Here is a 9125-nt window from a genome sequence, read left to right as displayed (position 1 = left end):
TGACCTGGCGCTTGCCCGGTCGGAGGGGAGCTCGCAGCGTTTCTACAGCATGTCCGCGCAGATCAGGACCGAGCGGAACGCCTACTACGACCAGCTTGAGCACACCCAGAAGGGTGGCACGGACGTGACGTCGTGGATCCTGTGGTTCCTCGACTGCCTCGGCCGAGCCATCCACGGCGCAGATGGCGTTCTGGCGGCGACGGTCGCGAAGGGACAGTTCTGGGAGCGTGCTACGGCGCTCGCGCTGAACGAACGCCAGATAAAGGTACTGAACCGCCTTCTCGACGGGTTCGAAGGCAAGATGACTTCGTCGAAGTTGGCGGTGATCGCCAAATGCTCGCAGGATACGGCAAACCGTGACATCGCGGCCCTGCTGGACCTCGGGCTACTGCGGAAGGGCGAAGGCGGCGGCCGCAGCACGCATTATGAGCTGGTGCTGTGAAGCTATTGGCGAGGATTATCCGCACCCGCGATGGGGGGCTCGTAAAACGTTGACCAGGTGTTGACAAGAATTTGGAACGACCAAAGCTGAGCGTTATGCTCGGCCTTGAAGTATCTGATATTTTTGGATTTTTTGGTTGCGGGGGCGAGCAACCGTCGTCGGTTGCCGACACCCACTTGCCTCGTGTGAACGGAGAGCCGGTCTATCTGTCGGATGGCGTATACTTGGGATATGATGGGCGGTTCCTCGAATGACGAGCAGCAAGAACCGGCCCCGGCTTGCGATCGCCGCAGTAGAGGTCGTTGTCGCCAGCATACCCTCACCCGACTGCCCGATCCATCGGGCTTCACTCCCGATGCGCTGACCGAGGTGATCAGCTATTCGATCCAAGCGGAGGTATCGACCAGAACCATCACACCCGATCCACGCGATCACGAAACTCCGTGGCCGAGGCCCCGCGCGCAAGCCCCTTGAGGCTGTCACGCTTGGGCACCGGCACCAGCAGCACCCCCGTGCCCTTGGGGATGAAGGCGAAGGTGAGCCCGGCATCCCAGTTCTGCGCCGCCCGGATCGCCTTTGGGATCGAGATCTGGAACTTCGAGGAAAGGATCGCGGTCTCGGACATGATCATACCTCAAGCTGATCGATGGCGAAAACGTAAGACAGCCCCACCCGAAATTCAAGTAGCCTCACGATGGCAGAGAAGGTGGGGTGGATGCCGCGTCGCGGTGATCGTCAACGACATGTCCGAGGTGAACATCGACGCCGACCTGATCCGTGAGGACGGTGGATGGAGCAGAGAGCCAGGTTGGAGCAGCGCGGTGATCGTGGTATCGTCTTCCATGGCGCGTCGTTCCTTTTGGAAGTTCTGTCAGGCCTGGACACCCGCCACGATACGCCGCCTTCTCAGGCCCCATCACCCATTTTCGGCCATATCTCCGGCGCACAATCGGTCATGCGGTCTCCCGCCCGCGCATCCGGGCTTGTTCACCGACGTCTTCAGACCCCGTGCCCACCCTTGGGCGTCCCGTTCGCAACAAACACTGCGGCATCCCTGCCTGCATGAAAAAATACACAAGAGGGGCGGCTTGGCGTCACGTCCGCCACGACCGCCTCTGGACCGCTGAGCGGGTTGTGTCCGCTGGTCCCGGTTCCGTCCCACGCCGAGCCCGCGCAAGACACTGTCAGTCGCAGGCCGGGCGCAGCAGGCCCTTTTGCCCCAGATAGGCCTCTTCCTCGGGGGTCAGGTCGATCTGGTCATAGCCGTTCAGCATCGGCTGCACATGGCGTCCAAACCCGTGGCCGAGCGTCAGCAGGTAAAGATGCGCCAGCACGAAGGAGCCGATGGCGAAGGCCGCCAGCACATGCAGGTTCGCCACCACGGTCAGCCACAGCCCCGCCTGATCGGAACCGCCCCATAGCTCATAGCCCAGATAGATCAGCCCGGTGACCCAGATGGCCGGGAAAAGCGCCATCTTGAGCGCGAAATAGGCAAGCGCCTGCAAGGGGTTGTGCCGCCGCTCCAGGGTTTTCGCATAGGGGTGTTCCTCGCCCTTGAACACGCCCGAGGCATAGTAGCGCGCGACCCGGAACAACCCGGTCAGCCGGGGGATGAACTGCCGCCAGCCATGGGTGGTGAACAGCCAGAAGGTGGCAAAGACCCACAAAACGAGCAGCGCCACCGCGACGAGCGAATGCACCGTCACCGCCAGCCCGAACGAGCCGATCTGATGCAGCCCCAAAATCCGCGCCCCGGTGAAGAACAGCGCCAGGATCGAGGCCGCCTGCGACCAGTGCCAGAGCCGGTTGAACCGGCTGTAAACCTTGACGCAGCGCTCAACCATGATGTCCTCCCTTCGGTTTGCGGCCGAAAAGCCGCAGCACGCCATGACCCAGCACCCCGAAAGCCGCCAAGGCCATCATCACCATGCCCAGTTTCGCCCCGATCGGCAGCCCGCCACCGGGCAGATAAACCCCCGCCACAGCCGCCATCCGGCCATTTTCCGAATGGCAGGCGGCACAATCAAGCGCGGCCTCCTTTGGCGCCACCTGATGCGCGATCGGCCAATACATCCGGGTCTCGACGAAGTCATATTTGCCCGAGAAGTCGAGCCCGACATAATCCATCGCCGCCGTCAGCGATTTCGACCAGTCGAAATAGGACCAGAGCGCCGAGCCGTCCCCCGGGCCATAGACGTGGTTGAAAAGCAGAACATTGCGCACCGTGTCATAGGCCTGCTTGCCCTGCATCCGCTTGAAGGGGGCGATCCGGGCATCGGCCGCGCCGGGCGTGCCCTCGATGCGGTTGATCTCCACCCCCTGCGCCGGATCGATCTGTTCCTCGGGAAGGGTGTAGCGCATCGCACCGTTCGACCAAGCGTAATGCGGCACGACATTCTCGGCCCATTCGAAACTGCCCTTGGTCGAGAGATAGCTGTGCAGCGCCTTGCCGTTCGACTGGATGAACCCTTCTTCCTGATAGGGTTTGCCGTCCTTCAGCCGCCCGGCCGTGGACCAGTCCCAAGACGTCTTCGTCGCCACGCCGCCACGAGCGAATTCGGGGATGTGACAGGTCTGACAGGCCAGCCGGTCGGTGTGGTCGTTCAATTTGATCGACAGAACCGGGTTCGGCCCCTTGTGCGGCTTCTCGCCATGGCAGGAGGAACAGGCGGCCGTGTCCCGCGCCTCGCCCGGTTTGCGCGCGGCGGCATGCGGGTCGGTCACATCTGTTTCATAGCGCGATCCCGCCAGCACATGGCTTTGCGACACATGGCAGGCCTCACAGGTCATGTTGGCGCCGTCCTTGGACATATGCACATCGACATCGCGGGGCGGGTCGAACAGCACCGAGGACAAATCGCCATGTTTGACGTTATCGCCGCCGCCGCCGTAGAAATGACAGCCACCGCAATTCTCGCGCTGCGGCGTCCCCACCGAGAGCGCCGCCTTCACCAGATCGACGGCCGTCGCATCCGCCCCGGTGATCGTCTTTGACCCGGGCTTGACCGGATCGAGCGGCGGATTGCCCGCCAGATTGTCCTGTTTCGCGTATTGCCCCGAGGTGTCGTGGCAGACCAGGCAATCGACCTTGGTCGGATCGTCGGGCATGGGTGCGCGCACATCGGTCCAGCCGTAGCCCGCATGGCACGAGGTGCAGCGCGTCTCGTTCGAGGCGACATTGCCACAAAACGAATTCAACTCATGCGCCTTGCCCAGTTTCTGCCCGGTGGCGGTGTTGTCGTAACTCCAGGTCCAATGGACCGAATGCATCACCTGATTGGACGCCTCGGTGTGGCACGAAAGACAGGCCGCCGTGACCTCGGAGCCCGAGGCGAAAGGCCCCTTCAGCACCGCGAATTTCGTGTGATCGGCGGTGACCGGCGTGACTGGATCGTCCCCATGAGCCGCGCCAGCGGCGAGACCTGCCGGATCGGGGCGCGACATCGCCCCCATCGGCGGCGCAGCAACTTCGGCCCCCGCCGGGCCGATACCCAATACCCCTGCCCAAAGGACGGCAACGGCCCGCATGACGGTCATTTTCATGGCGTTTCCCTCCCGAAGCCTCCTCCCGGCCTCGAAACTCCGACATATTCCGATACCTGAATCCGCTCCGCCTGTCTGTGACTTGATCACGGAGCCGTGAAGCGTCGTCGGGGGGCGGTCACATCATAAGAGCCCGCATCGCCCCCATCGAAACCCGCAGCCAGCCCGCCCCGACCACGCGCTTACGCGACATCCTTCGCCTGCGCGCAGCCGGTGGCCAGCCCCTCGGGCACCGCAAGCAGCGCCGCAAGGCCACAGTTTCCGCGCGTCAGATCCTGCAAGGTCACCATGTCAAGCTCGTGATAAAACGCCTCGACCGCGCGGGCGATGAAGCTGCGCAACCGGCAATCGGCAAGGAGCGGGCAGGTGTTGGCGGCGGGATCGAAACATTCGGCAAAAGGATGGCTCGCCTCGAAGATCCGGAACACCGCCCCCATCGAGATCTGCTCGGGCGGCCGCGCCAGCCGCACCCCGCCGCCCCGGCCGCGCAGGGTTTCCACAAAGCCATGCGCCTGCAAGCCGTTGACCACCTGCAACGCATGGTGAAGCGAGGCATTGGCGACCTGCGCAATCTCGACCGTGCGCAGGGTCTTTCCCTCGTTGGCGGCGCAGGCCATCAGCACACGGCCGGCCAGATTGGTTTTTGTCGTGAGGCGCATGAAACCCCTGTCAGCGGCACTTGCGTCACCATAGGGCCTTGGGCGCGGCTGTATTTGATGCAGATCACAGAATCGGCCGCGCCCCGGCCCTGAACTCGCAAAGCAAAAACAAGTTATTCGGGCTGATCTTGGAAGCCTTCGCGCCGTCCAGCGGCGATATCCGGCATTTCATCCCTGCCAAAATCCATTAAAACACAAGTATTTATATAATCTTGCGCGGCTTCGGCGCCATCCGGCCCGGCTCCGATCCCGGGCAAAATAACTTGCAGCAGAAATGTGACTTCTTGATCTGGGTCAACGCAGGATGTCGCCCTGCCTGCGCAACATTGTCACATCGGAATATGTATCGGGCAGGATCTCTGCCCGACGACGGGAGAGCAACGCATGGACTTCGGCATCGTCGAGCTGTCACGGCTGCAATTTGCCATGACGGCGATGTATCACTTCCTCTTCGTGCCGCTGACGCTGGGTCTGTCGATCCTCGTGGCGATCATGGAGACGGTCTATGTCATGACCAACCGCCCCGTCTGGCGGCAAATGACGAAGTTCTGGGCCACGCTGTTCGGGATCAACTTCGTGCTGGGCGTGGCGACCGGGATCACTATGGAGTTCCAGTTCGGCATGAACTGGAGCTACTACAGCCATTACGTGGGCGACATCTTCGGCGCGCCGCTGGCGATCGAAGGGCTGATGGCGTTTTTCCTCGAGGCCACCTTCGTCGGGCTGATGTTCTTTGGCTGGGACCGGATGTCCAAGACCGCCCATGCCATCGTGACATGGCTTGTCGCGATCGGCTCGAACTTCTCGGCGCTCTGGATCCTGATCGCCAACGGCTGGATGCAGAACCCGGTCGGCGCCGAGTTCAACCCGCAGACGATGCGGATGGAGATGACCGATTTCTTCGCCGTCCTCTTCAACGAGGTGGCGCAGGCGAAATTCGTTCATACCGTCAGCGCGGGCTATGTGACCGCCTCGGTCTTCGTGATCGGCGTTTCGGCTTGGTATCTGCTCAAGGGGCGGCACACCGAGCTGGCCCGCCGCTCGATCACCGTGGCGGCGGCTTTCGGGCTGGCCTCGGCCTTTTCGGTGGTGATCCTCGGCGATGAAAGCGGCTATTCCGCCACCCACAGCCAAAAGATGAAACTGGCCGCGATAGAGGCGATGTGGGAGACCCACGAGCCGCCCGCCGCCTTCAACCTGACCGGCTTTCCCGATCAGGAAGCCCGCGAAACCCATTATGCCATCGAGGTTCCGTGGCTGATGGGGCTGATCGGCACCCGCTCGTTGAACACCGAAATCCCCGGGATCAACGATCTGGTGGCGCAGGCGCAAGATCGCATCCGCTCGGGGCTGATCGCCTATGATGCGCTGATGCATATCCGCGAAGCCCGCGATGCCGCCGATCCGGCGATCATGGCCAAGTTCGAGCAGCATTCCGGCGATCTGGGCTTTGCCTTCCTGTTGCGCAAATATGTCGAAGACCCGCGCACCGCGACCGAGGCGCAGATCGTGGCGGCCGCCAACGATACCGTGCCGCAGGTCTGGCCGCTGTTCTGGGCCTTCCGCATCATGGTGGCGCTTGGGCTCGGCTTCATCGCCACCATGGCCTATTTCTTCTGGCGGGCCTCGTTTCGGCAGATGCGCTACCCCGATTGGGCGCTGCGCCTTGCGGTGGTGATGATCCCGACACCGTGGATTGCCGCCGAAATGGGCTGGTTCGTGGCGGAATTCGGCCGTCAGCCCTGGACAGTGGACGGGATCCTGCCCACGGCGATGTCGGTTTCGGCGCTCTCGATCACCGAGGTCGGCCTGACGCTGGCGGGGTTCATCACCTTCTACACCGTGCTGTTCATCATCGAGATGGGGCTGATGCGCAAATACATCCTCAAGGGCCCATTCCTTGATGTTGCGGAAACCGAAGCCTGGGCACGAAGCCATGCCGCCCGCCTGAGTGGACAGCACAGCACCGATGCCCTTACCACCCCTGCGGAGTGACCCCCATGATCTTGCATGACCTTCTGAGCTATGACCTGTTGCGCGTGATCTGGTGGGGGCTGCTTGGCGTGTTGTTGATCGGCTTTGCGCTGACCGACGGGTTCGACATGGGGGTGGGGGCGCTTATTCCCTTTGTCGGGCAGACCGATGTCGAACGGCGCGTGGCGATCAACACGGTAGGCCCGGTCTGGGAGGGCAACCAGGTGTGGTTCATCCTCGGCGGCGGGGCGATCTTTGCGGCATGGCCGCCGCTTTACGCGGTCAGCTTCTCGGGCTTTTACCTGGCGATGTTCGTCGTTCTGGCGGCGTTCATCGTCCGGCCCGTGGCGTTCAAATACCGCTCCAAACGCGAGGACCGGCGCTGGCGCACGGCGTGGGACTGGGCGCTTTTTGCCAGCGGCGCCGTGCCTGCGCTGCTCTTTGGCGTGGCGGTGGGCAATGTCATTCAGGGCGTGCCCTTCCACTTCACCGATGACCTGCAGCCGATCTACGAAGGCGCGTGGCACACCAAGTTCATCGGCCTTCTGGACCCGTTCTCGCTCCTTGCGGGGGTGGTGTCGCTTGCGATGCTGGTGATGCATGGGGGGGCCTGGCTGACGCTCAAGGCCGAGGGCGGGGTGCAGGCCCGCGCCCGTGCCATCGGGTCTGTGGCGGCGCTGGTGGCGGTGGCTGCCTATGCGCTGGCGGGGGTCTGGATGGCTTATGGCATCGAGGGCTACCGGATCGCGGGCGATTACGTCACCGATGGCCCCTCGAACCCGCTGCATTTCGAGGTCGAGCGCACCGCCTCGTGGCTTGGCGCCTATGCCGACCGGCCGTGGATCGCCATTGCCCCGGCAATGGGGATTGTGGGCGGTATGTTGACCTTTCTTGGCCTGCGGGCCGGGCGCGAGGTCTCGACGCTGCTGTTTTCGAAACTGGCGATCCTTGGCGTGATCTCTTCGGTCGGGCTGACGATGTTTCCGTTCATCATGCCGTCGTCCAGCGATCCGCAATCGTCGCTGACGGTGTGGAACTCCTCCTCGTCGCATCTGACGCTGTTCATCATGCTGATCTGCGCGCTGATCTTCATGCCGATGATCCTTGCCTATACGGCCTGGGTCTACAAGGTGCTCTGGGGCAAGGTGACCGCCGCCGATGTCACCGAAAACTCCCACTCCGTTTACTGAAAGGCGGACACGATGTGGTATTTTGCCTGGCTTTTGGGTCTGCCGCTGGCGGCGATCTTTGCGGTGATGAACGCGATGTGGCTGGAACTGAAGGAAGATGAGAAACTGATCGACCGCGACGGGCCCACACCGGCGCGTCCCGAGCGGGGCTGATCCCCGCCTGTCGAGCGGGCAGGGCCACCCGTCCCGTGGCCCTGCCCGTTCGACATCCCCATCCCGGCCCCCGCGCCCTCAGCGCGGATCGAAGCCGGAAATCAGATGGTGCAGCCCGACCAGCGCCCCGGCGACGATCGCGGCCAAGGTCACCGGTCCCGACCAGGCCAGCGCCGCCACCCCGGCGACGCCCTGGCCTACGGAACAGCCCATCGCGATCACCCCGCCGATGCCCATCAGCGCCGCCCCGCCCACCAACCGGCCCAACTCGCGCGGATCTTCGCAGGCCTCCCAGCGAAACAGGCCCCGGATCCCCGAGCCGATCGCCGCACCCGCCATCACCCCCGCCACCGAACCGACCGAAAAGCCGATCCCGCCTGCGGTGGAGGTCATCAGATAGAGCAGTGTCCGGCCGATCGGCGCGGTGAAGGAGGGCCCCTCGACGGCCACCGCGCCCAGGGACCGGTCAGCCAGGAGGCTGGTGCCGAAAAAGCACCAGGCCACCGCCAGACCCGCCGCGCCCCCCCAGCCGATCATCCGCGGGCTTTGCCGCAGGGCCGGATGGATCAGCCCAAGGCCGATGCAGGACAGCCCCAGACCCAGGACCAGCGCCCAGTCGGGCAGACCGAGCCCCGCCAGATCGTGCAGGATGCCCTGCGGGCCCGAAGCCTCGGGCTGCGGAAAGAGCCATTGCCGCAGGGGCGCAAGCGGTCCCGAGAGCGCCATGAAACCGAAAATCCCCATCACCACCACAACGACCATCGCCCGCAGATCGCCGCCGCCAAAGCGCACCAGCGCGCCAAAGCCGCAATTGCCCGCCAAAGCCATGCCATAGCCGAACATCAGCCCGCCGATCACCGAGGCAAAGGGGTTCCAGGCCAGCGCATGATAGATCGTCGCGCCAAGGTCGATGCCCCCCGCAGCCGCGCCAAACTGCGTGGCCAGGATCGCCACCCCGAGAACGATCCCCCACAGCCGCAACCGCCGCTGATCGCCGCCCCAGGCCGCGCTTTCCAGTGCACCCAGCGTGCAGAAATCCCCCAGCCGGGCCGCAAGCCCCAGCACCAGCCCGCCAAGCCCGCCCACAAGGGCCGCCAGCATCCCCGCCGAAACGCTCTCCATCCTCCCGCCCCTTCCCGCTGAACCGCCCCCTTCCCGGGGCGG

The 9125-nt window shown here is 63.9% G+C and carries 9 protein-coding genes and 1 pseudogene (1 of these 10 only partly in view); 5 read left to right on the top strand and 5 right to left on the bottom strand.

The window, feature by feature from the left end:
- A protein-coding gene (locus ACTTAG_RS03665) for a Fic family protein (protein WP_444464226.1) crosses the window boundary here: on the top strand, positions 1 to 442 show its 3' portion. It extends 548 nt beyond the left edge of the window; the window shows 442 of its 990 coding nt (coding positions 549–990); its start codon lies beyond the left edge, outside the window; the stop codon is at positions 440 to 442.
- 412 nt (positions 443 to 854) lie between these two features.
- Here ACTTAG_RS03665 and ACTTAG_RS03660 read toward each other — a convergent pair whose 3' ends face one another.
- On the bottom strand, positions 855 to 1067 hold the full coding sequence (locus ACTTAG_RS03660; protein ID WP_444464225.1) for an AbrB/MazE/SpoVT family DNA-binding domain-containing protein: 213 nt from the start codon (positions 1065 to 1067) through the stop codon (positions 855 to 857).
- 88 nt (positions 1068 to 1155) lie between these two features.
- Between ACTTAG_RS03660 and ACTTAG_RS03655 the strand changes: the two are divergent.
- Positions 1156 to 1242, top strand: a pseudogene (locus ACTTAG_RS03655) (GTP-binding protein); the annotation flags it as partial.
- A gap of 384 nt (positions 1243 to 1626) precedes the next feature.
- Here ACTTAG_RS03655 and ACTTAG_RS03650 read toward each other — a convergent pair.
- The 3 genes from ACTTAG_RS03650 to ACTTAG_RS03640 form a co-directional block, all read right to left on the bottom strand.
- A complete protein-coding gene (locus tag ACTTAG_RS03650) occupies positions 1627 to 2286 on the bottom strand; it encodes a cytochrome b/b6 domain-containing protein (protein ID WP_444464224.1) in 660 nt (219 codons plus the stop codon).
- Positions 2279 to 3985 (bottom strand): tetrathionate reductase family octaheme c-type cytochrome, encoded by a 1707-nt coding sequence (locus ACTTAG_RS03645; protein ID WP_444464223.1) that lies wholly within the window; start codon positions 3983 to 3985, stop codon positions 2279 to 2281. The genes ACTTAG_RS03650 and ACTTAG_RS03645 overlap by 8 nt, the downstream gene beginning before the upstream one ends.
- 182 nt (positions 3986 to 4167) lie before the next feature.
- A complete protein-coding gene (locus ACTTAG_RS03640) occupies positions 4168 to 4644 on the bottom strand; it encodes an RrF2 family transcriptional regulator (protein WP_444464222.1) in 477 nt (158 codons plus the stop codon).
- A gap of 384 nt (positions 4645 to 5028) precedes the next feature.
- Here ACTTAG_RS03640 and ACTTAG_RS03635 point away from each other — a divergent pair, with 384 nt between their 5' ends.
- From ACTTAG_RS03635 to cydX, 3 genes are read left to right on the top strand one after another with little or no spacing between them, the layout of a single operon-like run.
- Complete coding sequence (locus tag ACTTAG_RS03635) at positions 5029 to 6639, top strand: cytochrome ubiquinol oxidase subunit I (protein WP_444464221.1); 1611 nt, start codon at positions 5029 to 5031, stop codon at positions 6637 to 6639.
- Between the two features lie 5 nt (positions 6640 to 6644).
- Positions 6645 to 7808: a cytochrome d ubiquinol oxidase subunit II gene (gene cydB / locus ACTTAG_RS03630; protein WP_444464220.1), complete on the top strand. Its 1164-nt coding sequence runs from the start codon at positions 6645 to 6647 to the stop codon at positions 7806 to 7808.
- Positions 7809 to 7820: 12 nt separating this feature from the next.
- The gene (gene cydX / locus ACTTAG_RS03625; RefSeq protein WP_444464219.1) at positions 7821 to 7961 is read left to right on the top strand and encodes a cytochrome bd-I oxidase subunit CydX; all 141 of its coding nucleotides are present in this window, start codon (positions 7821 to 7823) and stop codon (positions 7959 to 7961) included.
- A 78-nt stretch (positions 7962 to 8039) separates the two neighbouring features.
- On the opposite strand, the gene ACTTAG_RS03620 is transcribed toward cydX, so the two are convergent.
- On the bottom strand, positions 8040 to 9083 hold the full coding sequence (locus ACTTAG_RS03620) for a YeeE/YedE family protein (protein ID WP_444464218.1): 1044 nt from the start codon (positions 9081 to 9083) through the stop codon (positions 8040 to 8042).
- Between the last annotated feature and the right edge of the window lie 42 nt (positions 9084 to 9125).

The sequence above is a fragment of the Rhodobacter capsulatus genome (assembly GCF_052363185.1).
Taxonomy (GTDB): Bacteria; Pseudomonadota; Alphaproteobacteria; order Rhodobacterales; family Rhodobacteraceae; genus Rhodobacter; species Rhodobacter capsulatus_E.
Note: the sequence above shows the minus strand (reverse complement) of the source record. Positions and strands in the feature narration are given on the sequence as shown.

Bases quoted from the DNA above. Each gene is read 5' to 3' on its own strand.
- ACTTAG_RS03650 (WP_444464224.1), bottom strand. From the start codon at position 2,286: ATGGTTGAGCGCTGCGTCAAGGTTTACAGCCGGTTCAACCGGCTCTGG.
- ACTTAG_RS03635 (WP_444464221.1), top strand. From the start codon at position 5,029: ATGGACTTCGGCATCGTCGAGCTGTCACGGCTGCAATTTGCCATGACG.
- cydB (WP_444464220.1), top strand. From the start codon at position 6,645: ATGATCTTGCATGACCTTCTGAGCTATGACCTGTTGCGCGTGATCTGG.
- ACTTAG_RS03640 (WP_444464222.1), bottom strand. From the start codon at position 4,644: ATGCGCCTCACGACAAAAACCAATCTGGCCGGCCGTGTGCTGATGGCC.
- cydX (WP_444464219.1), top strand. From the start codon at position 7,821: ATGTGGTATTTTGCCTGGCTTTTGGGTCTGCCGCTGGCGGCGATCTTT.
- ACTTAG_RS03645 (WP_444464223.1), bottom strand. From the start codon at position 3,985: ATGAAAATGACCGTCATGCGGGCCGTTGCCGTCCTTTGGGCAGGGGTA.
- ACTTAG_RS03660 (WP_444464225.1), bottom strand. From the start codon at position 1,067: ATGTCCGAGACCGCGATCCTTTCCTCGAAGTTCCAGATCTCGATCCCA.
- ACTTAG_RS03620 (WP_444464218.1), bottom strand. From the start codon at position 9,083: ATGGAGAGCGTTTCGGCGGGGATGCTGGCGGCCCTTGTGGGCGGGCTT.